The sequence below is a fragment of the Pseudomonas sp. IB20 genome (assembly GCF_009707325.1).
Lineage (GTDB): Bacteria > Pseudomonadota > Gammaproteobacteria > Pseudomonadales > Pseudomonadaceae > Aquipseudomonas.
Map to the genome: position 1 here is coordinate 5,178,074 of NZ_CP046103.1, position 26,798 is coordinate 5,204,871.

General features: G+C 61.6%; 20 protein-coding genes and 2 pseudogenes. 15 read left to right on the forward strand and 7 right to left on the reverse strand.

Going from position 1 to position 26,798, the window contains the following annotated elements; translation table 11 throughout:
- Window positions 1-4: 4 nt before the first annotated feature.
- From tssK to tagH, 3 genes and pseudogenes are all read right to left on the reverse strand, one after another.
- Window positions 5-1,339, reverse strand: coding sequence for a type VI secretion system baseplate subunit TssK (gene tssK / locus GJU48_RS24235; protein WP_094948687.1), 1,335 nt, complete (start codon window positions 1,337-1,339; stop codon window positions 5-7).
- Between the two features lie 18 nt (window positions 1,340-1,357).
- Entirely contained in the window at window positions 1,358-1,867 is a 510-nt protein-coding gene (tssJ, locus tag GJU48_RS24240; protein WP_094948686.1) for a type VI secretion system lipoprotein TssJ, read from the reverse strand.
- 56 nt (window positions 1,868-1,923) lie between these two features.
- Window positions 1,924-3,247: pseudogene (gene tagH, locus GJU48_RS24245) on the reverse strand (type VI secretion system-associated FHA domain protein TagH).
- Between the two features lie 403 nt (window positions 3,248-3,650).
- Between tagH and tssA the strand changes: the two are divergent.
- The 11 genes and pseudogenes from tssA to GJU48_RS24300 all read left to right on the forward strand — a co-directional run.
- The gene (gene tssA, locus GJU48_RS24250; protein WP_155296087.1) at window positions 3,651-4,661 is read left to right on the forward strand and encodes a type VI secretion system protein TssA; all 1,011 of its coding nucleotides are present in this window, start codon (window positions 3,651-3,653) and stop codon (window positions 4,659-4,661) included.
- Window positions 4,662-4,715: 54 nt separating this feature from the next.
- Window positions 4,716-5,222, forward strand: coding sequence for a type VI secretion system contractile sheath small subunit (tssB, locus tag GJU48_RS24255; RefSeq protein WP_010168268.1), 507 nt, complete (start codon window positions 4,716-4,718; stop codon window positions 5,220-5,222).
- Window positions 5,223-5,224: 2 nt separating this feature from the next.
- Window positions 5,225-6,721, forward strand: a complete 1,497-nt coding sequence (tssC, locus tag GJU48_RS24260) for a type VI secretion system contractile sheath large subunit (RefSeq protein WP_094953189.1) — start codon at window positions 5,225-5,227, stop codon at window positions 6,719-6,721.
- A 162-nt stretch (window positions 6,722-6,883) separates the two neighbouring features.
- A complete protein-coding gene (locus GJU48_RS24265) occupies window positions 6,884-7,372 on the forward strand; it encodes an Hcp family type VI secretion system effector (RefSeq protein ID WP_078739799.1) in 489 nt (162 codons plus the stop codon).
- Between the two features lie 93 nt (window positions 7,373-7,465).
- Window positions 7,466-7,981: a type VI secretion system baseplate subunit TssE gene (gene tssE, locus GJU48_RS24270; RefSeq protein WP_005792513.1), complete on the forward strand. Its 516-nt coding sequence runs from the start codon at window positions 7,466-7,468 to the stop codon at window positions 7,979-7,981.
- A complete protein-coding gene (gene tssF / locus GJU48_RS24275; protein WP_094953191.1) occupies window positions 7,978-9,837 on the forward strand; it encodes a type VI secretion system baseplate subunit TssF in 1,860 nt (619 codons plus the stop codon). The genes tssE and tssF overlap by 4 nt, the downstream gene beginning before the upstream one ends.
- A complete protein-coding gene (gene tssG, locus GJU48_RS24280) occupies window positions 9,801-10,844 on the forward strand; it encodes a type VI secretion system baseplate subunit TssG (protein WP_094953193.1) in 1,044 nt (347 codons plus the stop codon). The genes tssF and tssG overlap by 37 nt, the downstream gene beginning before the upstream one ends.
- Window positions 10,837-13,515: a type VI secretion system ATPase TssH gene (gene tssH / locus GJU48_RS24285; protein WP_094953195.1), complete on the forward strand. Its 2,679-nt coding sequence runs from the start codon at window positions 10,837-10,839 to the stop codon at window positions 13,513-13,515. The genes tssG and tssH overlap by 8 nt, the downstream gene beginning before the upstream one ends.
- Window positions 13,516-13,685: 170 nt before the next feature.
- The gene (locus tag GJU48_RS24290; RefSeq protein ID WP_094953196.1) at window positions 13,686-15,626 is read left to right on the forward strand and encodes a type VI secretion system Vgr family protein; all 1,941 of its coding nucleotides are present in this window, start codon (window positions 13,686-13,688) and stop codon (window positions 15,624-15,626) included.
- Window positions 15,627-15,641: 15 nt separating this feature from the next.
- Entirely contained in the window at window positions 15,642-16,076 is a 435-nt protein-coding gene (locus tag GJU48_RS24295) for a DcrB-related protein (protein WP_094953197.1), read from the forward strand.
- A 12-nt stretch (window positions 16,077-16,088) separates the two neighbouring features.
- Window positions 16,089-20,122: pseudogene (locus GJU48_RS24300) on the forward strand (RHS repeat-associated core domain-containing protein); the annotation flags it as partial.
- Between the two features lie 400 nt (window positions 20,123-20,522).
- On the opposite strand, the gene GJU48_RS24305 reads toward GJU48_RS24300, so the two are convergent.
- The 3 genes from GJU48_RS24305 to GJU48_RS24315 form a co-directional block, all read right to left on the reverse strand.
- Window positions 20,523-20,798 (reverse strand): HU family DNA-binding protein, encoded by a 276-nt coding sequence (locus tag GJU48_RS24305; RefSeq protein WP_003213368.1) that lies wholly within the window; start codon window positions 20,796-20,798, stop codon window positions 20,523-20,525.
- Window positions 20,799-20,989: 191 nt separating this feature from the next.
- Entirely contained in the window at window positions 20,990-22,138 is a 1,149-nt protein-coding gene (locus tag GJU48_RS24310) for an NAD(P)/FAD-dependent oxidoreductase (protein WP_058421114.1), read from the reverse strand.
- A gap of 36 nt (window positions 22,139-22,174) precedes the next feature.
- A complete protein-coding gene (locus GJU48_RS24315) occupies window positions 22,175-22,342 on the reverse strand; it encodes a rubredoxin (RefSeq protein WP_003213373.1) in 168 nt (55 codons plus the stop codon).
- A 195-nt stretch (window positions 22,343-22,537) separates the two neighbouring features.
- Between GJU48_RS24315 and GJU48_RS24320 the strand changes: the two genes are divergently transcribed.
- Together GJU48_RS24320 and ubiA are read left to right on the forward strand one after the other, a co-directional pair.
- A complete protein-coding gene (locus GJU48_RS24320; RefSeq protein WP_094948981.1) occupies window positions 22,538-23,101 on the forward strand; it encodes a chorismate--pyruvate lyase family protein in 564 nt (187 codons plus the stop codon).
- Window positions 23,101-23,991, forward strand: a complete 891-nt coding sequence (ubiA, locus tag GJU48_RS24325; RefSeq protein WP_094948982.1) for a 4-hydroxybenzoate octaprenyltransferase — start codon at window positions 23,101-23,103, stop codon at window positions 23,989-23,991. Before GJU48_RS24320 ends, ubiA begins: the two co-directional genes overlap by 1 nt.
- Before the next feature lie 31 nt (window positions 23,992-24,022).
- On the opposite strand, the gene GJU48_RS24330 is transcribed toward ubiA, so the two are convergent.
- Window positions 24,023-24,403, reverse strand: coding sequence for a COG4315 family predicted lipoprotein (locus tag GJU48_RS24330; RefSeq protein WP_094948983.1), 381 nt, complete (start codon window positions 24,401-24,403; stop codon window positions 24,023-24,025).
- A gap of 154 nt (window positions 24,404-24,557) precedes the next feature.
- On the opposite strand from GJU48_RS24330, the gene phoB reads away from it, so the two are divergent.
- Together phoB and phoR are read left to right on the forward strand one after the other, a co-directional pair.
- Window positions 24,558-25,247, forward strand: coding sequence for a phosphate regulon transcriptional regulator PhoB (gene phoB / locus GJU48_RS24335; RefSeq protein ID WP_003195617.1), 690 nt, complete (start codon window positions 24,558-24,560; stop codon window positions 25,245-25,247).
- A 126-nt stretch (window positions 25,248-25,373) separates the two neighbouring features.
- The gene (gene phoR / locus GJU48_RS24340; protein ID WP_242156154.1) at window positions 25,374-26,660 is read left to right on the forward strand and encodes a phosphate regulon sensor histidine kinase PhoR; all 1,287 of its coding nucleotides are present in this window, start codon (window positions 25,374-25,376) and stop codon (window positions 26,658-26,660) included.
- Window positions 26,661-26,798 lie beyond the last annotated feature (138 nt).

A 26,798-nucleotide genomic window follows, 5' to 3' on the forward strand; every position in this document is an offset into this window, starting at 1 on the left:
CGGATTATCCTCGGATCGCCCAGAAGGCCAGGTTCAAGCCCGGGAACTGCCCGGCGATGTGGAAGGCAAAGCCGCCGGAGTTGTTCAGCTGTTGCCAGTGCTCGCTGCCGCGGTCCAATTCGTAATAGGTGGAGCCTGCGTGATACGAAATCTGGCGTGGCGCCACCGGCAGCGGCAGCAGGCCGATACCCGGCAGTTGCAGGTTGACCAAGTCGCGGATGTGTTCCACCGAGCCGACCTTGCTCTGCTGGCCGAAGCGCGCACGCAGGGTTTCGCCGGGCACATCGGCACGCACCACCAGGATGAAACTGGCGCTGTCGAGCAGGGTTTTGTCCGCGAGCATGGCCACGTGCACGCCGTAGGCTTTCTCCACAATCGGAATCGGCGTGGCCTTGCTGTCGATCAGCATCGACAACGCCTCACGCAAGGCGGCCATCACCGGGGTGAAGCTCAGGGCCAGGTCGTCGTGCTGGTATTGCGGGTATTCCTGGGGGCGTCGGCCTGACGTCGAGAAGGTGGAAAACTCACCGGCCAGGCTCACCAGTTCGCTGAAAAACCGCTCCGGGTGCAGCGGGCTCAACTGGCTGAAATGCTGGAGCAGCGGCTGAGCGCGGTTGACCAGTTGCAGCAGCATGAAGTCGGCAATCTCCGACGCACCACCCGCGCCCGAGGCGACCACGCGGCCGGCCAAGGCTTCGCCACGTTGATGCAGCAGGCCCAGCAGTTCACTGCGAAACGCGGTCAACGGTTTGCTCGCGGCCACGTCGAGTACCGGCGGGATGTAGGTGTCATCCAGCACCAGCGCGCGGTCGGCGCGTTTTTCCTTGATGCGTACCAAGCCGATGGCGGCGTAGTCGCTGATGCCATCTTGCGCAGTCAGCAGGCGCAACGCGCGGGAACCGACGGCCACCGGCGCACGGTTTTCGAACGGGGCATTGTCGTCGCGCACTTCGCGTACCTGGCTGACATAGCGGGCGCCGCCGAGGTCTTCGCCGTCGTCCACCGTGTCACGCGCGCCCGCACGCTTGAGCGGCAAGGCCAGGTAAACCAGGCCATCGCGCAGGTTGTCATCGATATTCAGCGGGCTCGGCGCCAGGTCGTCCTGGGGAATATTGAACGGCGTGCCATCCGGCAACAGGCCGCGCGCCGACACAATCGCCAGCTTGCCCTGGGCCAGCAGGCCTTGGTCGATCAGCAACTCGGAGAAACCCCAGGCGCCGGCGGACAACGGGCGGCTGCGGGCGTCGATCAGGTTTTCCAGGTAACGGTCATGCTGCTGGAAGTGCTGCGTTCCGATGAACATGCCTTCCGACCAGACCACGCGATTGTTCCAGGACATGGGGGCTCCGATTGCTTGTTATTGGGCAGGGCTGGATGGGGGAACCACGACGTCGGCGCGCACCGCGCGTACATCGAGGCTGATCTGGTATTCGGTGTATTGGCGCGCCGGCACGGTGAGCACCGTGCGCCATTGCGCGCGGTCCAACTCGCGATAGCCCACCAGCAAGCCGATCTGGCGTGTGGACGGGTCGAGGTCGCGCTGGATGCTCAGTTGCTGGCCGGGTTGCACCATCACTTCGTCCTGGTCCAGCAGGTCTAGGCCGAGGGTGGATTGCGCACGATCAGCCAGCGCAAAGTAGTCGGAGCGACTGAAGGTGGCGGCGTTTTTCAGTTCGAAGATGCGCACGCGAACCGGCGCGGCCTGGCCGTTGGCGCCAGGGTTGAGCCCGGAAATCGCGTGAAAATGCAGCTCGATGGCGGCGGTGTCGGCCTCAGCTTCGGCGGCCGCCTCGGGCTTAGCGGCATCCTTGGCACACGCCGTCAGCAGCAGCGCCGTAGCAGCTGCGAGTAAAAACCTGGGAATCATCCTGCGTCCTCAATGACGTACTTAGCTATCCGTTTTATCCATTACCGCACCCCGCGTTAACGACGCTGTCGTGCGCTGTGCTCTTCGTAGGCTCGGCTGAATTCGCGGCCGAACAGGTCCTGGAAATCTTCCTGGGCCTCGCGGGAAATATTGCTGTAGAGCTCGGTGAACTGCTGCCAGTACTGGGCCTGGCGTGAGCCGTTGAAAAGGCTCGACAGCCCGGCGGGCTTGCCCATGCGCTCCTCCAACTGCGCCGGTTCAAAACGCGCGAGCAGGTGTTTGATCGCCGCTTCCACACCGGCCATCACCGCCAACTGGTGGGCCCGCAGGTCATCGAAACTGTCGCGCACGGCGATGTCCGGCGCCATAAACGCTTGGTTTCCATGACGAAGCAGCAGCAGTAAGGCTTCGTCGGCATTCGGTGCGAATTTCAACGGATTGTTTTCGGCTGGCTGGATCATCGTCTGCTGCATGCGGAATTCGCCCTTGAGGCTGGCGCGGGCACGCAACACGTCGATCAGGCCTTCGACCATCAGCCGATAGCTGCGGCCGATGCTTTCCATCTGTGCGCAAGCGTCGGCTTTGTCGAGGCGCAATTGGTCGAGGCCAGCGCCGCGCAGGAAGGCTTGCAGGAGGTCGGGCTGTTGGCTGTCGGCCACGGGGAGCGCGGGCTCGACCACAGGTGGCGGGGCGGCGGGGCGGTGCACTGACGACCGGTGCCGGCGTGTCGCCAAACAGATCCCAGTCTTCGGGAATCACCGAACCGGATACCACCGGTCTCTCAATCAACGGCCTCTCAACCACCGGCACGGCAACCGGCGTCGGCGGGCGGAAGTCGTGTTGCTCGGAAGGCACGTGGTCCGCCACGGTCGGTGGTGGCACGGCGGTGGGGCTGAGGAAGTCGAACAGGTCCGGCAGCGTGTCCATCGACGAGGCGCCTTGGAACTGCGGCGCGATCACCGGTGTGGCTACCGGCGTACTGGCGACAGCGCCCATCAGCGCTTCAAAACTGTTCGGCGAATCACCGGCAAATGCTTGGCTGTCGACGGCTTGCACGTTGAAGTCGATGCGCGCCTGGATTTCGTAATCGCCGATGCGGATCAGCTCACCATCTTGCAGCGGCTCGCTGTTGCCCCTGCGCAGACGGACACCGGCATTAACCAGCTCAACGCCGTTGGTGCTGTTATCGGTTAAATAATAACGGCCATCTTTGTATTGAATAACGCAGTGTTGCGAGGAAACCAGGCGCTCTGGATCAGGCAATACCCAGTCATTATCCGAGCTGCGGCCGATAGCCATCGAGCCCTGGTTCATGGACTTTTCGGGGCACTGCCCAGGGGTAATCTTGTGATAACTAGTAATAGTCAAACACAGCGACATCTTGCCTCCTTGCTGATACTTCGCGCGCAGTCGATTCCCGGGGCGACGGTTCCCCAGAGACCCCACTAGGTCGTGAAATCGACCCTCACAGCCTGCTAATGCCAGCATGATCGCTGATCTTAACTGGGCTCCATGACAAAAATCCTATTCTGGTGCACCACTCGACTCACCAGTCGCGCAGGTTGTTAAACACCGCACATCTGTCACAGAGGGCGAATAGCTTACCTTGACAAGGCCTAACTACTACACCAAAAATGCACAACTTCTTGAATACCAATGATGGCACTTTGAAATCAACTCGAATTCAAAGTTCCAGTATGTCCAAGAAAACATGCCTAGTTCATCGTGCAACTAGTGCATGCATTGCCCGCCATTTAACGGGCTGATAGGGAGATCAATTTCAGTGGATGTGCCGTTGCTGCTCACCGCCGTTTCCGCGACTTCGCCGTGTGGCGAAGACATGGAATATGACGCGGACTTTCTCCACCTGGAGCGTGCCGCCAAGGGCCAACCCGAGCGCAGCATGGGCGATTCTATCCTGCCCGCTGAACCGCCGGATTGGCGCAGCATCCAGCAGCAAAGCCTCGACTTGTTGCAGCGCAGGCTCCATCCCCATTTCCTGTTGCAAAGCTCCCTCGCTCTCCAAGGCGTGGCCGGGCTGGCCGATGCCCTCACGCTGATCAACGCCCTGCTGCGCGAATACTGGGCCGACCTGCACCCGCGCCTGGATGCCGACGACGATAACGACCCCACCGTACGCATCAATGCCCTGTCCGGCTTGACCAGCGACGCGACCATTCGCCTGCTGCGCGAAAGCATCCTCACGCGCTCGCGCACCTTCGGCCCCGTGAGCCTGCGCGCCGCGCTGAACGCCAGCGGCTTGATGAGTTTCCCCGACGAACAGCTCGGCTCCCAGCAACTCAACGCCGCGTTCCTCGACAGCGACCCCGAACAACTGCAAGCCACCCGCAACGCCGTGAGCGCCGCACGTGCCGCCTGCGAAGCCATCGAACAACAAGTCAGCGACCAGGTCGGTTCGGCCCAGGGCGTGGACCTCAGCCTGTTGAAGCAACCGCTCAAGCAGGCGCTGCAAGTCCTCAACCAATTCGTACCGAACAGCGACACCAGCAGCGAGCCCGAGGCCGTCAGTGACGACAATGCCCCCTCGGTTGAATACGCCGCTGCCCCCGCAGCACCACGCCCGACCGGCGACATCGCCAACCGCGATGACGTGCTGCGCAGCCTCGACAAGATCCTTGCGTACTACACCCGGCACGAGCCTTCGAGCCCGCTGCCGGTGCTGTTAAACCGGGCGAAGAATCTGGTGCATGCCGACTTTGCAGCCATCGTGCGCAATCTGATTCCCGACGGCATGTCCCAATTTGAAAACCTGCGTGGCCCGGACGGCGAGTAAGCCGCCCGGCTGTGCAGTAACAACACCGTCGCTCAAGCGACCAGGAGCAGCAACGTGGCGAAGCAAAGTTCTCAGAAATTCATCGCGCGCAACCGCGCGCCTCGAGTGCAGATCGAGTACGACGTCGAGCTTTACGGCGCCGAGAAAAAGGTCCAGCTGCCCTTCGTGATGGGCGTGATGGCCGACCTCGCCGGCAAGCCTGCCGAACCGCTCGCGCCCGTGGCCGACCGCAAGTTCCTTGAAGTGGACGTCGACAACTTCGACTCGCGCCTCAAGGCCATGCAGCCGCGCGTGGCGTTCCACGTACCGAACGAGCTGACCGGCGAAGGCAACCTGAGCCTGGACATCACCTTCGAAAGCATGGACGACTTCAGCCCGGCCGCCGTGGCGCGCAAGGTCGACTCGCTGAACAAGCTGCTCGAAGCCCGTACCCAGTTGGCCAACCTGCTGACCTACATGGACGGCAAGACCGGCGCTGAAGAAATCATCATGAAAGCGATCAAGGACCCGGCACTGCTGCAGGCCCTTGCGAGCGCGCCGAAGCCTGCTGGGGATCAATAATCATGACCGAGAATACCGCCCGCGAAGGCGCTCAGAACCTGGGCGCAACCGAGGAAACCAGCGAGTTCGCATCGCTGTTGCTGCAAGAATTCAAACCCAAGACCGAGCGTGCCCGCGAAGCCGTTGAAACCGCTGTGCGCACCCTGGCCGAACAGGCTTTGGCACAGACGGACCTGGTGTCCAATGACGCGATCAAGTCGATTGAATCGATCATCGCCGCCATCGACGCCAAGCTCACCGCCCAGGTCAACCAGATCATCCATCACCAGGATTTCCAACAGCTGGAAAGCGCCTGGCGTGGCCTGCACTACCTGGTCAACAACACCGAGAGCGATGAGCAGCTGAAGATTCGCGTGCTCAACATCGCAAAGCCCGAACTGCACAAGACCCTGAAGAAATTCAAGGGCACCGCGTGGGACCAGAGCCCGATCTTCAAGAAGATGTACGAAGAAGAATACGGCCAGTTCGGCGGTGAACCTTACGGTTGCCTCGTAGGCGACTACTACTTCGACCAGTCGCCACCCGACGTGGAACTGCTGGGCGAGCTGTCGAAAGTCTGCGCCGCCATGCACTCCCCGTTCATCGCTGCGGCGTCGCCGACCGTGATGGGCATGGGCTCGTGGCAAGAACTGTCGAACCCGCGCGACCTGACCAAGATCTTCACCACCCCGGAATACGCCGGCTGGCGCTCGCTGCGTGAATCGGAAGACTCGCGCTACATCGGCCTGACCATGCCGCGCTTCCTGGCACGCCTGCCGTATGGCGCCAAGACCGACCCGGTGGAAGCCTTCGCCTTCGAAGAAAACACCGACGGCGCCGACAGCTCCAAATACACCTGGGCCAACGCCGCGTACGCGATGGCGGTGAACATCAACCGTTCGTTCAAACACTACGGCTGGTGCTCGCGCATCCGTGGCGTGGAGTCCGGCGGTGAAGTGGAAAACCTGCCCGCCCATACGTTCCCGACCGATGACGGTGGCGTGGACATGAAGTGCCCGACCGAAATCGCCATCAGTGACCGCCGCGAAGCGGAACTGGCGAAGAACGGTTTCATGCCGCTGCTGCACAAGAAAAACACTGACTTCGCTGCTTTCATCGGCGCCCAGTCGTTGCAGAAACCGGCCGAATACGACGACCCGGACGCCACCGCCAACGCCAACCTGGCCGCGCGCCTGCCGTACCTGTTCGCCACCTGCCGTTTCGCCCACTACTTGAAGTGCATCGTGCGCGACAAGATCGGTTCCTTCAAAGAGAAGGACGAGATGCAGCGCTGGTTGCAGGACTGGATCCTCAACTACGTCGACGGCGACCCGGCGCACTCCACCGAAACCACCAAGGCCCAGCACCCGTTGGCTGCCGCTGAAGTGATCGTGGAAGACGTCGAAGGCAACCCGGGTTACTACAACTCCAAGTTCTACCTGCGCCCGCACTATCAGCTCGAAGGGCTGACCGTGTCGCTGCGCCTGGTATCGAAGCTGCCTTCGGCGAAAAGCGCGTAACTCGCTCGTTCCCACGCTCTGCGTGGGAATGCCGCCCGGGGCGCTCCGCGTCCCAGTGACGCGCGTCCAGTGACGCGAGCGTCACAGGATGCGTTACCACGCAGAGCGTGGGAACGATCAGCGTTAATAAATTCTGTGGCTGAGACCACACAGGGAGAAAACATGGCTGTTGATATTTTCATCAAGATCGGCGACATCAAGGGCGAGTCCATGGACAAAGCCCACAAGGACGAAATCGACGTGCTGAACTGGAGCTGGGGCATGGCCCAGTCCGGCAACATGCATGTTGGCGGTGGCGGCGGCGCAGGCAAGGTGAATATCCAGGACCTGTCGCTGACCAAGTACGTCGACAAAGCCTCGCCGAACCTGATGATGCACTGCGCCAGCGGTAAGCACATCGACAAGGTCAAGCTGACCGTGCGCAAGGCCGGGGGCGAAAGCCAGGTCGAGTACATGATAATTAACCTGGAAGAAGTACTGGTCACGTCCCTGAGCACCGGCGGCTCGGGCACTGATGATCGCCTGACTGAAAACGTCACCCTGAACTTCGCCCAAGTGATGGTCGACTACCAGCCGCAGAAAGCAGACGGCACCAAAGACGGCGGCGCGATCAAGTTTGGCTGGAACATCCGTTCCAACACCAAGCGCTGATAGCCCTGGCGGCCGTGGCTCCCCGCCACGGCCACAGGCATATGCCCCGCGCAAAAACCGTCCCTCTCACAACCCGTCCGTGGAGCTGCTTTGGTGGTAACTGAAATCGCTTCCCGCGACCGTCTGCAACCGTCCCTGCTGGACCGGTTGACTGACGACGACCCGACCAATCCCAAGGAAAGCGCCGACAAACGCGTGCTGTCCCTGACCCAATTGAAAGCCTCGGTTCTGCGCGACCTGGCGTGGCTGCTCAACACCACGTCGTTGCTGGATGCCGATGCCACGCTGCACACCCCGGCCGGTACTTCGGTGGTCAATTACGGCCTACCGGCACTCGCGGGCAACAGCGTCTCCAGTGTCGACATCAAGGCCCTGGAAGCCCTGATTTACCAGGCGATCGCCACGTTTGAGCCGCGTATTTTGCGCCACACCCTGCGCGTCAAAGCCCGCGTCGGCCATGGCGAGATGAACCACAACGCCCTGAGTTTCGAGATCGAAGGCGACCTGTGGGCGCAGCCGGTGCCGCTGCGCCTGTTGCTGCAAACCGACCTCGACCTGGAATCCGGCCATGTGCGCGTAGTGAATGCCGACCAGCGGAGGCGCCCATGAACCCACGCCTGCTGGAGCTGTACAACCAGGAACTGCACCACGTGCGCGAAAGCGCCGCCGAGTTCGCCAAGGAATACCCGAAGATCGCCAGTCGGCTGACCTTGTCCGGTATGGACTGCGCCGACCCGTACGTCGAACGCCTGCTCGAAGGTTTTGCCTACCTCACCGCCCGCGTGCAACTCAAGCTCGACGCCGAGTACCCGACCTTCACCCACAACCTGCTGGAAATCGCTTACCCGCACTACCTGGCGCCCACGCCATCGATGACCGTGGTGCAATTGCAGACCGACCCCGACGAAGGCTCCCTGGCCAGCGGCTTTCCGCTGCCGCGCGACACCGTCTTGCGTGCCGCGCTGGGCCGCGAAACCCAGACCTGCTGCGAGTACCGCACCGCACACCCGGTGACGTTGTGGCCGTTGCAGGTCAGCGGCGCCGAGTACTTCGGCAACCCCGCCGCCGTGCTCGGCCGCCTGGCCGCCAGCGAGCCGAAAGCCAAGGCCGGCTTGCGCCTGACCCTGCGCACCGGCGCCGAATTGCCGTTCAACAGCCTCAACCTCGACAGCCTGCCGCTGTACCTCAGCGGCGCGGATGAACAGCCGTTCCGCCTCTACGAACAACTGCTGGGCAATGCCTGCGCGGTGTTTGCGCGCAAGCCCGGCGGTGATTGGGTCGAGCGCCTGCCGCAAGACGCCCTGCGTTCCAAGGGCTTTGACGACGCCGACGCGGCTATGCCGGTGGTGGCCCGCGCGTTCCAGGGCTATCGGCTGTTGCAGGAATACTTCGCCCTGCCCCACCGTTTCCTGTTCGTCGAATTTGCCGAGCTGAGCCGCGCAGTCAAACGTTGCGACGGCCAGGAGCTGGAGCTAATCGTGCTGTTCGACCGCCACGAGCCGAGCCTGGAAGGCAGTGTCGGCGCGGCGCAGTTCATGCCGTTCTGCACCCCGGCGATCAACCTGTTCCCCAAACGCGTGGACCGTATTCATTTGTCCGACCGCGTCAACGAACACCATGTGATCGCCGACCGCACACGGCCGATGGATTTTGAGATTCACTCGCTAAGCGGCATCGCCGGCCATGGCACCGGGCCGGAGCAGCCGTTCCTGCCGTTCTATGCGGTGCGCGACCCGTCACGCTATGGGCGCGATCAGGCTTACTACACGCTGCGCCGCGAGCCCCGCGTGTTGTCCAGCGACCAGCGCCGCAATGGCCCGCGCTCCACTTATGTGGGCAGCGAAACCTTTGTCAGCCTGGTCGACAGCCAGCAAGCGCCGTACCGCCACGACCTGCGCCAACTCGGCGTGACGGCGCTGTGCACCAACCGCGATTTGCCGCTGTTCATGAGCGTAGGCAGCGGCAAGACCGACTTCACCTTGGCCGACAGCGCGCCGGTGTTGTCGGTGCGCTGCGTCGCCGGGCCGAGCCGCCCGCGCGCCAGCCACGCCCACGATGCCAAGGCTTGGCGCCTGATCAGCCAGTTGTCGCTCAACTACCTGTCGCTGAGCGAACAAGGCCAGGGCGCCGGCGCCTTGCGCGAACTGTTGCGCCTGTATGGCGACAGCAACGACGCGGCGCTGCAATTGCAAATCGAAGGCCTGCGCGAAGTCAGCAGTAAAGCCGTGACCCGTCGCCTGCCGATGCCCGGCCCGATTGTGTTTGGCCGTGGCCTGGAAATCACCCTGGAATTCGATGAAAACGCGTTTCGCGGCACCGGCGTGTTTCTGCTCGGTGCGGTGCTGGAGCGCTTCCTGGCACGCTACGTGTCGATCAACAGTTTTACCGAGACGGTGATCCGTACCACCGAACGCGGCGAGATCATGCGATGGAAAGCCAAGCCCGGGCGTCGTCCGACCCTGTGAACACACTGGATGCGATGCATCAGCAGCCCTGGGAATACGATTTCTTCCAGGCGCTGCGCCGTATCGAGTGCGAAGCGCCGCAGCTGCCGCGCCTGGGCCATTCCCTGCGCCTGGCAGATGACCCGCTGCGCCTGGGGCAACAGGCGGATTGCACCTTCGCCCCGGCCACGCTGGCCTCGGTCGACCCCGGCAGCGACGGCAAACCCGCGCGGCTGGAGCAGTTCTTCTTCGGCCTAGGCGGCCCCAACGGCCCGTTGCCGCTGCACATCACCGAGTACGTGCGCGAGCGTCAGCGCAACAACGCCGACAGCACCAGCAAACAGTTTTTGGATGTGTTCCACCACCGCCTGCTCAGCCTTTTTTACCGGGCCTGGGCCGAAGCGCGGCCGACGGTCAGCCACGATCGCCCGGATGACGATTATTGGTCGGCGCGCCTCGCCGCCCTGAGCGGCCGGGGCATGCCGAGCCTGCTCAACCAGGGGCTGATTCCCGACACGGCGAAGCTGCATTACAGCGGCCACCTGTCGGCGCAAACCCGTTACCCGGACGGCCTGAAGGCGATTCTCGGCGAGTACTTCGGCCTGCCGGTGGAAATCGAAGAATACGTCGGCCAATGGCTGGAGTTGCCCGAGCGCAGCCGCGTGAGTGTCAGCGCCAACCAACTGGGCGTGGACTTTTGCCTGGGCAGCCACGTGTGGGATCGCCAGCATAAATTCCGCATCCGCTTAGGCCCGCTCAAGCTGGATGACTACATGGGCATGCTGCCCGGCAGCCAGCCGTTCAACGAGCTGGTGGCGTGGGTGGCCGAGTACCTGGGCCATGAATTGGACTGGGACTTGAACCTGGTTTTGCAACAACCCGAAGTACCGGCGCTGCAGCTCAATGGCCAGTTCCGCCTGGGCTTCAACACCTGGCTCGGCCAACCCGAGCATGACGCCAACGACCTAATCCTGGCTCGGCATTACGCCGACCACGCCACCACCTCAAGGAATCCAGAGCATGGGTGAAATCAGTCGCGCTGCACTGTTCGGCAAACTCAACAGCGTGGCCTACAAGGCCATCGAAGCCGCCACCGTGTTCTGCAAGTTGCGGGGCAACCCGTACGTGGAACTGGCCCACTGGTTTCACCAATTGCTGCAACTGCAGGACTCGGACCTGCACCGCATCATTCGCCAGTTCAACGTGGAGCCGGCGCGCCTGGCCCGTGACTTGACCGAGGCCCTGGACCGCCTGCCGCGTGGTTCGACGTCGATCACCGACCTGTCGTCCCATGTGGAAGAAGCCGTGGAGCGCGGCTGGGTCTACGGCAGCCTGATGTTTGGCGAAAGCCAGGTGCGCACAGGCTACCTGGTGTTGGGCATTCTGAAGACCCCGAGCCTGCGCCATGCGTTGCTGGGTTTGTCTGCCGAATTCGACAAGATCAAGGCCGAAGCCCTGAGCGAACGCTTTGACGAATACGTCGGCGACTCGCCCGAGAATGCGTTGAGTGCCAGTGACGGCTTCAACGCCGGTGCCGTGCCCGGCGAAGCCAGCGGCGCGATGGCGCCGAGCGCGATGGGCAAGCAGGAAGCGCTCAAGCGCTTTACCGTTGACCTGACCGAACAGGCGCGCAGCGGCAAACTCGACCCCATCGTCGGCCGTGATGAAGAAATTCGCCAACTGGTGGATATCCTCATGCGTCGTCGTCAGAACAACCCGATCCTCACCGGTGAAGCCGGTGTGGGCAAGACTGCCGTGGTTGAAGGTTTCGCCCTGCGCATCGTCGCCGGCGACGTGCCGCCCGCGCTCAAAGACGTGGAGCTGCGCAGCCTCGACGTGGGCCTGCTGCAAGCTGGCGCCAGCATGAAAGGCGAGTTTGAGCAGCGCCTGCGTCAGGTCATTGAAGACGTCCAAGCCTCGCCCAAGCCGATCATCCTGTTTATCGACGAAGCCCACACGCTGGTGGGTGCCGGTGGCGCCGCCGGGACGGGCGATGCGGCCAACCTGCTCAAGCCAGCCTTGGCGCGCGGTACGTTGCGCACCGTGGCTGCCACGACGTGGGCCGAGTACAAAAAACACATCGAAAAAGACCCGGCCCTGACCCGCCGCTTCCAAGTCGTGCAGGTGGCGGAGCCGTCGGAAGACAAGGCGCTGTTGATGATGCGAGGCGTGGCGTCGACCATGGAAAAACACCATCAAGTGCAGATCCTCGATGAAGCCCTGGAAGCCTCGGTGAAGCTGTCGCACCGATACATTCCTGCGCGCCAGCTGCCGGATAAATCCGTGAGCCTGCTGGACACCGCCTGCGCCCGCGTCGCCATCAGCCTGCACGCAGTGCCGGCCGAAGTGGACGACAGCCGCCGTCGCATCGAAGCGCTGGAAACCGAACTGCAAATCATCGCCCGCGAGCATGCCATCGGCATCGCCATCGGCGCACGCCAGACCAATAGCGAAGCTTTGCTGAGTGCCGAGCGTGAACGCCTGGCAACCCTGGAAAGCCGTTGGGCCGAAGAAAAAACACTGGTAGACGAGCTGCTCGCCACCCGCGCGACCTTGCGCGAGAAAGCCGGTGTTGTGGACAGCGATGCGGGTAGCAACGAGAGCGACGAATTGCGCGCGCAACTGGTCGACCTGCAAGAACGCCTCACCACCTTGCAAGGCGAAACCCCGCTGATCCTGCCGACCGTGGATTACCAGGCGGTGGCCTCGGTGGTCGCCGACTGGACCGGCATCCCAGTGGGCCGCATGGCGCGCAACGAACTGGAGACGGTGCTCAACCTCGACCAGCACCTGAAAAAACGCATCATCGGCCAGGACCATGCCCTGCAGATGATCGCCAAGCGTATTCAGACCTCCCGCGCCGGGCTCGACAACCCGAGCAAGCCGATTGGCGTGTTCATGCTGGCCGGCACATCGGGTGTGGGCAAGACCGAAACCGCGCTGGCGCTGGCCGAGGCCATGTACGGCGGTGAGCAGAACGTGATCACCATCAACATGAGCGAGTTCCAGGAAGCCCACACCGTGTCGACCCTCAAGGGCGCGCCACCGGGCTATATCGGCTACGGCGAAGGCGGCGTGCTGACCGAAGCGGTACGGCGCAAACCCTACAGCGTGGTGCTGCTGGACGAGGTGGAAAAAGCCCACCCGGACGTGCATGAAATCTTCTTCCAAGTATTCGATAAGGGCGTGATGGAGGACGGCGAAGGCCGGGTGATCGACTTCAAAAACACCCTGATCCTGCTGACCACCAACGCCGGTACTGAGCTGATTTCCCAGGTCTGCAAAGACCCGGCGAATATCCCTGAGCCGGAAGAAATCGCCAAGGCACTGCGCCAACCACTGCTGGAGATTTTCCCACCGGCGCTGCTCGGCCGTTTGGTCACGATTCCTTACTACCCGCTCAGCGATGAGATGCTCAAAGCGATTACCCGCCTGCAGCTCAACCGCATCAAAAAGCGCGTGGAAACTACGCACAAAGTTGCCTTCGACTACGACGACGCGGTGGTCGATTTGATCGTCTCGCGCTGCACCGAAACCGAAAGCGGCGGGCGCATGATCGACACCATCCTCACCAACAGCCTGCTGCCAGACATGAGCCGTGAGTTCCTCACGCGCATGCTCGAAGGTAAGGCGCTGGCGGGTGTGCGTATCAGCAGCCGGGATAATGAATTGCACTACGACTTCAGCGACGCCGAATAACGACTGTTGGAATACGGTCAATGTGGGAGCTGGCTTGCCTGCGATAGCGATCTGACATTATGATCTGACATTCAGTATTGATGTTGATTGATCCACCGCCATCGCAGGCAAGCCAGCTCCCACATTTGGATTCGGTTTCTTCAGTTATTAAGTCATTTACGAGACGCCCGATGCTATTCAACCAAGCCTCACGCCTGGCCAAGATCACCAGCCCTCTGGGGCCGGATGTGCTGTTGCTCAATGAAATGGGCGGCGGTGAAGAGCTGGGCAGGTTGTTCAACTATGAGCTGCAACTGACCTCGCTGGACGCCAACATCGACCTCAACCAGTTGCTCGGCAAGCCGATGAGCGTCGGCGTGCAGTTGGCGGACGGTAGCGAGCGGCACTTCCACGGCATCGTCGCGCGGTGCAGTCAGAACATCGACCAGGGCCAGTTCGCCAGTTACCAGGTGACCTTGAGGCCGTGGTTCTGGTTGCTCAGCCGCACCTCGGACTGCCGGATTTTCCAGAACCTGAGCATCCCGCAGATCATCAAGCAAGTGTTCCGCGACCTGGGCTTTTCCGATTTCGAAGACGCCCTGAGCCGGCCGTACCGCGAGTGGGAATACTGCGTGCAGTACCGCGAAACCAGCTTCGATTTCGTCAGCCGCTTGATGGAACAGGAAGGCATCTACTACTTCTTCCGCCATGAACAGGACCGCCATGTGCTGGTGCTGGCCGACGCCTACGGCGCCCACACCACGGTGCCGGGCTACGCGTCGATTCCGTACTACCCCAAGGACGAGCAGCAGCGCGAACGCGACCATATGCACAACTGGCACCTGGCGCACGAAGTACAGCCGGGCTCGCTGGAGCTCAATGACTACGACTTCCAACGCCCCAGCGCCAGTATCGACGTACGCTCGGCAATGCCGCGCCCGCACACCGCCGGCGACTACCCGCTGTACGACTACCCCGGCACGTATGTTCAAAGTGAAGACGGCGAACACTACGCACGCACCCGCATCGAAGCCCTGCAAACCCTGCATGAGCAGATCGAGTTCAGCGGCAACGCCCGTGGCCTCGGCTCCGGCCACTTGTTCAGCCTTACCGGCTTCAGCCGCCAGGACCAGAACCGCGAATACCTGATCGTCGGCTGTCGCTACTACATCGTTCAGGAAAGCCTGGAAAGTGGCGGCGGCTCGGGCTCGGCGCAGTTCGAAAGCAGCCTGACCTGCATCGACGCCCAGCAAAGCTTCCGCCCGCTGGCGAATACACACCGGCCCATCGTCAAAGGCCCGCAAACCGCCTTGGTGGTCGGCCCCAAAGGCGAAGAAATCTGGACCGACCAGTATGGCCGCGTGAAGGTGCACTTCTATTGGGACCGCCACGACCAATCCAACGAAAACAGCTCGTGCTGGATTCGCGTGTCGCAATCCTGGGCCGGGAAGAACTGGGGCTCGATGCAGATTCCGCGTATCGGCCAGGAAGTGATTGTGAGCTTCCTTGAGGGCGATCCCGACCGGCCGATCATCACCGGCCGGGTGTACAACGCCGAGCAGACCGTGCCCTACGACCTGCCGGAAAACGCCACCCAGAGCGGGATGAAAAGCCGTTCGAGCAAGGGCGGTACGCCGGCCAACTTCAATGAAATCCGCATGGAGGACAAGAAGGGGCTGGAGCAGTTGTATATCCATGCCGAGAGGAATCAGGACATCGTGGTGGAGGTGGATGAAAGCCACTCCGTCGGGCATGACCGCAATAAGAGTATTGGGCATAACGAGACGGTGACGATTGGGAATAACCGTGTGCGCATCGTCAAGCACGAAGACATCCTTTCTGTGGGCCAGAGGAAAACCGACAGCGTCAGCCAGAGCTACGTGATTGAAGTGGGCGAAAACCTGCGCCTGGTCTGCGGTAAAAGCATTCTGGAGTTGAACGCCAGCGGGCAGATCAACCTGAGCGGCGTCAATATCAGCTTCCACGCCAGCGGCGATGCCGAATTCAATACCGGCGGCGTCCTGCACCTGAACAACGGCGGCGGCCCCGGCGCAACGCCCGATGGCCAGGGCATGAAAACCAGCATCGACGCCAACATCAAAGCCGCATTCCCCACGCCTAAAAGCTCCTGACGAGACCTGCTTGCCATGACGTACCGAATCAACGAATTCCAGTTTCAACTGCCTGAGGGCGAGCTGCAGGACGCGTCGATCAATATCCTAAAGTTCCCCGAACTTGGCACGTCCTTGATCATCAGCCGTAGCTTCCTCAGCGAAGGCGAAACCCTGCACAGCAACTTCGACGACCAGCTCAAGCGCCTGGAAAAACAGGTGCAGGATTTACGCTGCCAGCCGAGCGTTACCGTGCGTTTGGGCGCCGCCCAAGAGGTGGAAGGGATTGAGCTGCGCAGCCAGTTCAACAAGGGCAACGACAAAGTGTTCCAGTACCAGTTGGCCCTGGTGTTGCCAGGTACGCGCAAGATGCTCGCCTTGAGTTATGTGAAGGCGGACAAGCTTGGGGATGCTGAGGCGGGGCATTGGGCGATGATTAAGAACTCGCTGTCGTTCGACGCTATTTCTTGATGAGCTGCCTACATGTCTGACGCGTTATGGGCGGCCCGGATGGGCGATGCGCTTTCCCACACTTCGATGATGGCGGACATCCTCGGTGGTGTGCTGGAAGTGGCGGCCAATATTGCGATCACTGCCGTGGCAACGGCTGCCGTGGTCGCGGCCACCGGCATTACCGTGGCCACCGGCGGCCTCGGCTGCTTCCTACTGGGCGCGGTGGTTGGCACGATTGTCGGCCTCGCCATGAGCAAGAGCGGAGCGGACAAAGGGCTGACCAAGATATGCGACGGCTTCAGCAACGCCCTGTTTCCGCCCACGGTGCAAGCGAACATTCTCACCGGTTCCACCAATACGCTCACCAACAACATCCCCGCCGCCCGTGCCGCCGGGGCGATCAGCTCCCATGTCACGCCGGCTGGCACCGAGCTGGAAGCGCCTAAGCCTGAACCGGAACCCAGTTACCTGGATATGGCCGAGGGTTTCTTCTCGCAAATGTGGCGCCCCACCGTCGCGACGCCCGCGCCGGGCGCCGTGCCTAAACCGCTGGACCTGGTCGTGTGCATGAAGCACCCGCCGATGCCGCCGCAGTTTCTCGCAGAAGGTTCGGAAAAGGTCACGGTCAATGGCCAACCGGCGGTGCGCAGCGGTGACCGCAGTACGTGCGATGCAACAGTGGTGTCGTCGGGGCTGATTTCCTCCAACGTGACCATCGGCGGCGGCTCGGTGGTGGTGCGTGAGATTCGCAGCGGCAAAACGCCGGGTGTTGGGTTGGCGGTCACGGCGTTGTTGATGCTCAAGGGTGGCAAGGGAAAATTTTTCAGCAAGCTTCCGTGCATGTTGGTCAGCGGTGCCACCTCAATGGCCATCAGCAGTGCCATGGGGGCTGCGGCCAATGCCGCGATGGGTTCGTCGAACCCGGTACATGCTGCGACGGGCGCGAAGATACTCGGCGATGTCGAGGAACTGGATTTCGTGCTGCCCGGCATCTTCCCAATTGACTGGCAACGCTTCTACAACAGCCGCGACGAACGCCAAGGCAGCTTGTTTGGCGCCGGGTGGAGCGTGCCCTACGAAGTGTGCGTCGACGTACTGCCCCACCCCGAAGGCGGCGATACGCTTGTCTACACCGATGAACAGGGCCGGCCTATCGACATGGGCTCGATTGCCTTGGGCGCCGCAGTGTTCAGCGCCGGTGAAGGGCTGGCGGTGCGGCGACACCTCAATGGGCAGTTGCTGATCGAAAGCGATGACGGCGTTTACCGCCTGTTTGAGCCTGCACCAGCAAACCCGTCGCGATTGCGCCTGAGCCAGCTCGGTGATCGCAATGACAACCGCATCCATCTCGACTACGACGATGCCGGATGCCTGGTTCGTCTGCGCGATACGTTTGATCTGGTGCAGGTTGAGCTGATCCGTGATCAAGGCCATCTGACCCACATCGAACGCTTGTACCCGGATCAACGCCGTGAAGTGCTGGTCAGCTATGGCTATGATGCTGCGGGCAACCTGGCGCAGGTACGCGACGCAACCGGCCAAGTACAACGGCGTTTTTCCTATGATTCCGGGCGCCGTATGGTCGAGCACCAGCTGCCGACAGGATTGCGCTGCTTCTATGACTGGGCGTTGATTGAGGGCCTGGAATGGCGCGTGGTGCGGCACTGGACCGATGAAGGCGACACCTACCAATTCGACTATGACCTGCAAGCCGGCACCACACGCATCACCGATGGCTTGCAGCGCGTCAGCATCCGCCACTGGAACACTCAGCACCAGATCACTCAGTACAGCGACAACCTCGGCCAAACCTGGCTGTTCGAATGGAACGATGAGCGCCAATTACTCAGCGCCACCGATCCGCAGGGCGGGCGTTATGCCTACAGCTACGACGAGAGCGGCAACCTGATCGGCGAGACCGACCCGCTGGGGCGCAGCGATTCCACCTTGTGGCTGGAACACTGGGCGCTGCCGCTGGTGGAAACCGACGCTGCCGACAACAGCTGGCAGTATCGCTATGACCCGCGCGGTAACTGCGTCGCCGAGACCGATCCGCTGGGCTATATCACCCGTTACCGCTATGACGCGCACGGCCAGCCAGTAGAAATCATCGACGCCACTGGCAAAAGCAAAAAACTGCGCTGGAACCCGTTTGGGCAGTTGGTCGAGCATATCGACTGCTCGGGCTACCCGACGCGTTTCAGCTACGACGAGCGGGGCTATTTGCAGGTCATCACCGATGCCCTGGGTGAACGCACGCAGTTCAGCTATGACGCCCAGGGGCGTTTGCTCAGCAGCCAATTACCGGATGGCCGCACCGAGCAATACCAGCGCGATGCCAGTGGGCAGTTGGTGGGCTACACCGATCCCGCCGGGCATACCACACTCTATCAACACAACCGGCGAGGCCAGGTACGCCAGCGCACCGACGCCCATGGTCGGCAGGTGCAGTTCGGCTACGACAGCTACGGGCGACTGCAAGCGCTGGTCAATGAGAACGGTGAAAGCTATCGGTTTGCGTGGGACGCCGGGGATCGGCTGACTGAGCAGCAAGACCTCGATGGCAGCGCCAAGCGCTACGACTACGACTTGCTCGACAACATCACGGCGGTGACGGCCGTTCCAGCGCCTTACGGCAATGGCCTGGCGGTGATGCCCGAGACGCCACCGGCGCCTATCGTCCACCGACTGGAACGCGATGCAGTCGGCCGACTGGTCGCCAAAACCACCGACGATGGCCGCACCGACTACAGCTACGATGCAGTCGATCAGCTCAAAGCCGTCACCTTCACCGACTTGCAGGGCAACGCCCAAGCCTTGGCTTTCGCCTACGACGCTGTCGGCCAGTTGCTTGCCGAACAGAGTGCTGGCGGCAACCTGCAACACCACTACGACGAACTCGGCAACCTGATCCAGACCCAACTGCCGGACGGCCGCTGGCTCAACCGCCTGTACTACGGCAGCGGCCACCTGCACCAGATCAACCTCGACGGCCAGGTTATCAGCGACTTCGAGCGCGACCGTCTGCACCGCGAAGTGCTGCGCACCCAAGGCCAACTCAGCACCCGCAGCGAATACGACCGCAGCGGCCGCCTGCGCTCTCGCCAACGCCGCCTTAACAGCCAGCCCTCGTTGATGCCCGCCGCGACGCAAAAGCAGTTCGAATACGACCCCGCCGACAACCTGATCGGCAAACTCGACCAGCAACCCGCTGCGCAACATCGCCAGTTGCTGCACTACGACTCCACCGGCCGCATCATCGCAAGCCAAGACAGCCTGCACGGCCAGCGCGAAACCTTCGCCTACGAGCCGCCGCCAACCTGCTCGACGGCCCGCAGGCAGGCGCCGGGTTGGTGGTGCATAACAAGCTGCTGACGTATCAGGACAAGCGTTATCGCTACGATGCGTTTGGACGGATGATCGAGAAGCGAAGCGCCAAGCGCGGTGTGCAGCGGTTTGCGTATGACGCGGAAAACCGGTTGGTTGAAGTGCGCAATGAAAACGGCAGCGTGGTCAGGATGGTCTACGACCCGCTGGGACGGCGGATTGAAAAAGCCGAGCATGGCAGTGATGGTTATCCATTGGGCGAAACCCGGTTCATGTGGGATGGACTGCGGTTATTGCAGGAGCATAAACACAGTCAGACCAGCCTTTACGTCTATGAAGATGAAGGCTACCAACCCCTGGCCCGCGTCGACGGTGCCGGGCCGCTGCAAAAAATTCGTTACTACCACAACGACCTGAACGGCTTGCCGGAGCAGCTGACCGAAACCGACGGGCACAGCGTTTGGCAGGCGACTTATCGGGTGTGGGGCAACACGCTGGAGGAAGTGCGCGAGCCTTATTACATTGAGGAGCAGAACCTACGGTTTCAGGGGCAGTACCTGGACCGGGAGACGGGGCTGCATTTCAATACGTTCAGGTTTTATGATCCGGATGTCGGGCGGTTTACGACGCCGGATCCGATTGGGTTGGCAGGTGGGATCAATCTTTATCTTTATGCAGCAAACCCATACGGTTGGATTGACCCATTGGGTTGGAGTTGTACGTCATCTATAAATCGACGTATTGGTCGCCTGAAAAAACAGGGATATCAGGACCACCACATACTGAGCGACAAACATGCCAGTACAAAAAATCATCCTCTGCTCAAATTGGCAGGGTTCGATTTACAAAGCCGGACAAAATATTCCTGCCCACAGGAATGCGCGCAATCGCACGCGAATGTGATTCGGGAGACCTATTGATTTCTCAAGAGCTGGCTGACGCTATGATCGAAAGAAAATTCAAAGGCGACAAAGGGCTAGGTTTCTATAACGCTGAGCGATCATTCACCCCCTATAAAAACCAAGCGTGAAAGGCACTGGTTAAAAGCGCCAATCAGCCCCCACAAAAAATGGGCACCCGACCCAGTCGGCGTGCCCATTTTTTCCCCATCCCGCCTCCCTTCAGACGGTACCGCTCTTACGGGTTGACGCTGTCTTTAAGCGACTTGCCCGGCTTAAACGCAACGGTGTTGCTCGCCTTGATCTTCACCGGCTCACCGGTCTGCGGGTTTTTGCCGGTGCGGGCGCCGCGGTGGCGTTGCAGGAAGGTGCCGAAGCCCACCAGGGTGACGCTGTCCTTGCGGTGCAGGGCGCCGGTGATTTCTTCGAGAACGGCGTTGAGGACGCGGTTGGCCTGTTCTTTGGTGAGGTCTGCTTTTTCAGCGATGGCGGCTGCGAGTTCTGGTTTACGCATAAGTGAAGCCTCTTTGACGGTTTTTTGTTGTTATGTCCGTGCTGCTCTCTTATGGAGCAGCGCCCAAGGCGCCGCAGGCTCTACTCTGCGGCAGACGGGAGTGAGGATGGCATGCCCTCGCACGCTCCGCCAGTCTCGAGGCGACCTTTCTACGGGTAAGAACGTGCTGATTCCGACAGAACGACCGGTATTTACGCCAGTAACGGCGGAAGTTCTTTGTTCAAAGCCAGTTTTTCCATCACGGCGCTGCCGGTCAGCGCGTAGCCGAGCAGGCGGCCGCTGGCGTCGCGGCACAAGGCCTTGATGTCGGCGCCCTGCCCTTCGACGCTCCACACGCCTTCGGTACCGCGTGGCGGCGGGGAAACCACCAGTGGGCAGATCGGGGTTTTCACAGTGATCGGCATCGGTCCGTAGCTCACCGCCGTGGCGTTGCCTGCCAGGGTTTGGGCCAGGGCGCGGGCGCAGCTCATCAGCGGCATCACGTACAGCAGGTTCAGGCCATCGACCTCGGCGCAGTCGCCGAGGGCGTAGATGTTGGCGTGGGAGGTCTTGAGGTGACGGTCCACCATGATCCCACGGTTGATCTGCAGGCCGGCGGCGGCGGCGAGGTCCACGCGCGGGCGCAGGCCGATGGCCGAGACGACCAGGTCGCAGTGGATCACTTCACCGTCCGACAGGTGCGCTTCCAGGCCATCAGCCGTGCGCTGCAGGCGGTTGAGCACCGGGCCCAGGTGGAAACGCGCGCCGAGGCCTTCCAGCCCGGCTTGCACGGCTGCGGCCGCTGCCGGGTGCAGCAGGGTCGGCATGACTTGCTCGCACGGGGCCACCAAGTCGATTTCATAGCCACCGAGGATCAGGTCGTTGGCGAATTCACAGCCGATAAGACCGGCGCCGAGCAGCAGCACGCGGCGTTTGCCGGCGGCGGCGGCACGAAAGCGCGCGTAGTCTTCGAGGTCGTTGATCGGGAAAATCAGCTCAGCCGCGTCGCCTTCGACCGGGACACGCACGGTTTCTGCGCCCCAGGCCAGGATCAGGTCGCGGTAGGCCACGGCTTCCTCGCCGATCCACAGGCGTTTGTGGCCCGGGTCGATGCCGCTGATGCGCGTGTGGGTGCGCACCTCGGCCTTGAGTTGCTCGGCCATGGCGCCCGGTTCAGCCATGCTCAAGCCATCGGCTTCCTTGTTCTTGCCAAAGCCGGTGGAGAGCATGGGCTTGGAGTAGGAGCGCCCGTCATCCGCGGTGATCAGCAGCAACGGGGTCTCGCTGTCGAGCTTGCGAAACTCCCGGGCCACGTTGTAACCGGCCAACCCTGTGCCGATGATCACGACAGGTGCGTTCATTCCTTTCTCCTTGTAGTACGTTTCTTAAATCGATGATTAACCGATTTCGATCATTTCGAAATCCATTTTGCCCACGCCGCAGTCCGGGCACAGCCAGTCTTCCGGGACGTCCTGCCACAGGGTGCCCGGAGCGATACCGTCATCCGGCCAGCCGTCTTTTTCGTCGTAGATCAGGCCGCACACTACACATTGCCACTTCTTCATTACTTACTTCCTCAGGGTCCAGGCATCTTGGCCGACGGTCGATAGACCAACGTTGCCGTGCGGCTCAGGGCGTTTTGTACTGATCGGGGCCGGCAGATGCAAGCATGTTCGGCGCAAACGGCCGGTTCAGCACGGCAAAAGCTCAGGACGCCATGGTAAGCTCGCCGCCTCTTTTGCTGCCAATACTGACTCACCGTGCCGCACTCAATCGCCCCGCCCGATGCTTGCCAATGGCTGACCCAGAGCCTTCTGAGCCCATTGCCCGCGCCCTTGGCACTCAATTGGCTGTTCGACGAAGGCTCGCTGACACGCCGGCTCACGTGGCTGTCCAACGACGGTTTCAGCGTGACGCCGTTGTTCGAAGGCTGGCAGCCGTTGCGCGAGGATGAATGCGCAGCGCTGGGCTTGGCCCCTGCTAGCATCGGATGGGTGCGCGAGGTGTATTTGCGCGGGCACGGCCAGCCGTGGGTGTTCGCCCGCAGCGTGGCGGCACGCAGTGCCTTGCAGGGCGACGGCTTGCACATGGACGAGCTGGGCAGCCGTTCGCTGGGCGAGTTGCTGTTCTGCGACCACGCCTTCACCCGCCAGGCCATCGAGGTGTGCCACTACCCAAGGCAATGGCTGCCGCCCGCGGACCAGGCCGACGGCCTGTGGGGGCGCCGCTCGCGCTTTGATCGCGGGCCGCTGAGCGTGCTGGTGGCGGAAATCTTCCTGCCGAGCTTTTGGCATGCACTGCATGACCATCCGGAGAACTGCTGATGTATCAACGTCTGCTCAAGTCCCTGAACCACCTGAACCCCAGGGCCTGGGATTTCATTCAGTTGACCCGCATGGACAAGCCCATCGGCATCTACCTGCTGCTGTGGCCAACACTGTGGGCGCTGTGGATCGCCGGTAAAGGCTCGCCTTCTCTTATCAACATCGTGATTTTCGTCCTGGGCGTGGTGCTGACCCGCGCCGGCGGCTGTGTGATCAATGACTGGGCTGACCGCAAGGTCGACGGCCATGTGAAGCGCACCGAGCAACGCCCGCTGGTCAGCGGCAAGATCAGTTCCAAAGAAGCGCTGGTGTTTTTTGCGGTGCTGATGGGCATCAGCTTCCTGCTGGTGCTGCTGACCAACGCCACGACCATCCTGCTGTCGTTGGGCGGCCTGGCGCTGGCGGCGAGCTACCCGTTCATGAAGCGCTACACCTATTACCCACAAGTGGTGCTGGGCGCGGCGTTTTCGTGGGGCATGCCGATGGCGTTCACCGCCGAGACCGGCCACCTGCCTGCCACGGCATGGCTGCTGTACATCGCCAATTTGTTGTGGACGGTGGGCTATGACACTTATTACGCGATGACGGACCGCGACGATGACCTGAAGATCGGCGTGAAGTCCACGGCGATCCTGTTCGGCGATGCCGACCGCGTGATCATTCTTACCCTGCAAGGTTTATCGCTGGTCTGCCTGTTGCTGGCAGGCATGCGGTTCGAGCTCGGCGGCTGGTTCCACCTCGGGTTGCTGGCGGCGGCAGGCTGTTTTGCCTGGGAGTTCTGGTACACACGGGACAAGGACCGCATGAAATGCTTCAAGGCGTTTTTGCATAACCACTGGGCGGGGTTGGCGATTTTTGTAGGGATTGTGGCGGATTATGGGTTTCGTTGATCCTGTGGCGAGGCTGCTAGCCGCTAAGCGATCAGGGCTTGGCGACCTTCCAGGCTCCGTCCATTTTGCCGTCGCCGGTCATGTCACCGGCCTTCTTGTCCATAACGAAGGTGTAGAGCGGCTTGCCGCTGTAGGCCCACTGGCTCTTTTCATCGTCACGGGTAATCACGGTCCACTTGCCCATGGGAGTGTCGGTGGATTCAGCCATCAGCGGCGGCCAGTTGGTGGCGCACTTGTCGTTGCACATAGATTTGCCATCGGCGTCCTTGGCAAAGGTGTAGAGCGTCATGCCATTGTGGTCCACCAACATCCCGTCTTTGGTCATCCCTGGCTCAGCCGCAAATACCAGTGTCGGCAGCGTCAACGCGGCCGTTACCAGCAGGGCTTTCCAGGAGAAAGTACTTTGAGTCATCGGAACCTTCCTTTTGTGGTTGTCAGGATTCGGACCCAAAGGGTAGTCCAGAGTGCCAATAATTGCCCAAGCGACTAAATTACTGTCACACGACTGCAATAATTCCGTTATCTAATGCGGCGCAAGACAGTTAAATGACAAGAGGATTTTGAGCATGGTTGGCAGGAGCATTCTGATTGTTGACGACGAAGCGCCCATCCGCGAGATGATCGCCGTTGCGTTGGAAATGGCCGGCTACGACTGCCTGGAGGCGGAGAACTCCCAGCAGGCCCATGCCATTATCGTCGACCGCAAGCCGGACCTGATCCTGCTGGACTGGATGCTGCCCGGCACCTCTGGCATCGAGCTGGCCCGGCGCCTCAAGCGTGACGAGCTGACTGGGGACATCCCGATCATCATGCTCACCGCCAAGGGCGAAGAGGACAACAAGATCCAGGGCCTGGAAGTCGGCGCTGATGACTACATCACCAAGCCTTTTTCCCCACGGGAACTGGTCGCGCGCCTCAAAGCCGTACTGCGCCGTGCCGGACCGACTGATGGCGAAGCGCCGATCGAAGTCGACGGCCTGATTCTGGACCCGATCAGCCACCGTGTGACCATCGACGGCAAACCGGCCGAGATGGGCCCGACCGAATACCGCCTGCTGCAGTTTTTTATGACTCACCAGGAACGCGCCTACACCCGTGGCCAACTGTTGGACCAAGTGTGGGGCGGCAACGTGTATGTGGAAGAGCGCACCGTGGATGTGCATATCCGCCGCCTGCGCAAAGCCTTGGGCGATGCCTACGAGAATCTGGTACAAACCGTGCGCGGCACCGGCTACCGCTTTTCCACCAAAGGCTGAGCCAGCCCTCCCTTTCCTTAACAGCTGACAAGGACGCACGTTTAAGTGAACCAGAACTGCTCCTAACAGCTGACAAGGACGCACGTTTAAGTGAACCAGAACTGGCATGGCACCCTGATCCGCCACATGCTGCTGTTGATCACCGGCTGCCTGGTGGTAGGCCTGGTCAGCGGCTATTACGGCTGGAGCCTGGCTGTGGGTATCGGCCTGTACCTGGGCTGGACCCTCAAACAGCTGCTGCGTCTGCATGAATGGCTGCGCCAGCACAAACCCGAAGAAGCACCTCCCGACGGCTACGGCCTGTGGGGCGAGGTGTTCGACAGCATCTACCACCTGCAACGCCGCGACCAACGCGTGCGTGGGCGCCTGCAGGCGGTGATCGACCGGGTGCAGGAATCCACCGCCGCGCTCAAAGACGCGGTGATCATGCTCGACAGCGACGGCAACCTGGAATGGTGGAACCGCGCGGCCGAAACCCTGCTGGGCCTTAAGACGCCCCAGGACAGCGGCCAGCCGGTGACCAACCTGGTGCGTCACCCGCGCTTCAAGGAGTACTTCGAACAGGAGAACTACGAAGAAGCCCTGGAAATCCCCTCGCCCACCAACGACCGCGTGCGCATCCAGCTGTACCTGACTCGCTACGGCAACAATGAGCACCTGATGCTGGTGCGCGACGTGACGCGCATCCACCAGTTGGAACAGATGCGCAAAGACTTCGTCGCCAACGTCTCCCACGAGCTGCGCACGCCGTTGACGGTAATCTGCGGCTATCTGGAGACGCTGCTGGACAACGTCGAGGAGATCAACCCGCGCTGGAGCCGTGCCCTGCAGCAGATGCAGCAGCAAGGCTCGCGCATGCAAACCCTGCTCAACGACCTGCTGTTGCTGGCCAAGCTTGAGGCCACCGATTACCCGTCAGACAACCATCCGGTAGCGGTGCAAAGCCTGTTGCAGACCATCAAGAACGACGCCCAGGCGCTTTCCGGCGAGCGCGGGCAGCAGATCACCCTGGAAGCCGACCCGCTGGTGCTGCTCAAAGGCAGCGAGGGCGAGTTGCGCAGCGCGTTTTCTAACCTGGTGTTCAACGCCGTGAAGTACACCCAGGACAAGGGCAATATCCGCATCCGTTGGTGGGCCGACCAGCACGGCGCACACCTGAGCGTGCAGGACTCCGGCATCGGCATCGACGCCAAGCACCTGCCGCGCCTGACCGAGCGCTTCTACCGCGTCGATTCCAGCCGCAACTCCAACACCGGCGGCACCGGGCTCGGCCTGGCCATCGTCAAACACGTGCTGCTGCGCCACCGCGCGCGCCTGGAAATCAGCAGCGTGCTGGGGCAGGGCAGCACGTTTACCTGCCACTTCCCACCCGCGCAGGTGACGCGTTCGCGGGTGATCGGCACAGATGAATAGCCTGAGAACGACACTGGACTAAGTGTGGGAGCTGGCTTGCCTACGATGGCGGTGGGTCAGCTGAAAATACGCCGACTGACAGTCCGCTATCGCAGGCAAGCCTGCTCCCACATTGGATTTGTATCGTTTCCAGGAATG

Coding starts and splice junctions, on each gene's coding strand:
- tssK (WP_094948687.1), bottom strand. CDS start 1,339: ATGTCCTGGAACAATCGCGTGGTCTGGTCGGAAGGCATGTTCATCGGA.
- tssJ (WP_094948686.1), bottom strand. CDS start 1,867: ATGATTCCCAGGTTTTTACTCGCAGCTGCTACGGCGCTGCTGCTGACG.
- tssC (WP_094953189.1), top strand. CDS start 5,225: ATGACCGAGAATACCGCCCGCGAAGGCGCTCAGAACCTGGGCGCAACC.
- GJU48_RS24265 (WP_078739799.1), top strand. CDS start 6,884: ATGGCTGTTGATATTTTCATCAAGATCGGCGACATCAAGGGCGAGTCC.
- tssF (WP_094953191.1), top strand. CDS start 7,978: ATGAACCCACGCCTGCTGGAGCTGTACAACCAGGAACTGCACCACGTG.
- tssG (WP_094953193.1), top strand. CDS start 9,801: ATGGAAAGCCAAGCCCGGGCGTCGTCCGACCCTGTGAACACACTGGAT.
- tssH (WP_094953195.1), top strand. CDS start 10,837: ATGGGTGAAATCAGTCGCGCTGCACTGTTCGGCAAACTCAACAGCGTG.
- GJU48_RS24290 (WP_094953196.1), top strand. CDS start 13,686: ATGCTATTCAACCAAGCCTCACGCCTGGCCAAGATCACCAGCCCTCTG.
- GJU48_RS24295 (WP_094953197.1), top strand. CDS start 15,642: ATGACGTACCGAATCAACGAATTCCAGTTTCAACTGCCTGAGGGCGAG.
- GJU48_RS24305 (WP_003213368.1), bottom strand. CDS start 20,798: ATGCGTAAACCAGAACTCGCAGCCGCCATCGCTGAAAAAGCAGACCTC.
- GJU48_RS24310 (WP_058421114.1), bottom strand. CDS start 22,138: ATGAACGCACCTGTCGTGATCATCGGCACAGGGTTGGCCGGTTACAAC.
- GJU48_RS24315 (WP_003213373.1), bottom strand. CDS start 22,342: ATGAAGAAGTGGCAATGTGTAGTGTGCGGCCTGATCTACGACGAAAAA.
- ubiA (WP_094948982.1), top strand. CDS start 23,101: ATGTATCAACGTCTGCTCAAGTCCCTGAACCACCTGAACCCCAGGGCC.
- GJU48_RS24330 (WP_094948983.1), bottom strand. CDS start 24,403: ATGACTCAAAGTACTTTCTCCTGGAAAGCCCTGCTGGTAACGGCCGCG.
- phoB (WP_003195617.1), top strand. CDS start 24,558: ATGGTTGGCAGGAGCATTCTGATTGTTGACGACGAAGCGCCCATCCGC.
- phoR (WP_242156154.1), top strand. CDS start 25,374: ATGCTGCTGTTGATCACCGGCTGCCTGGTGGTAGGCCTGGTCAGCGGC.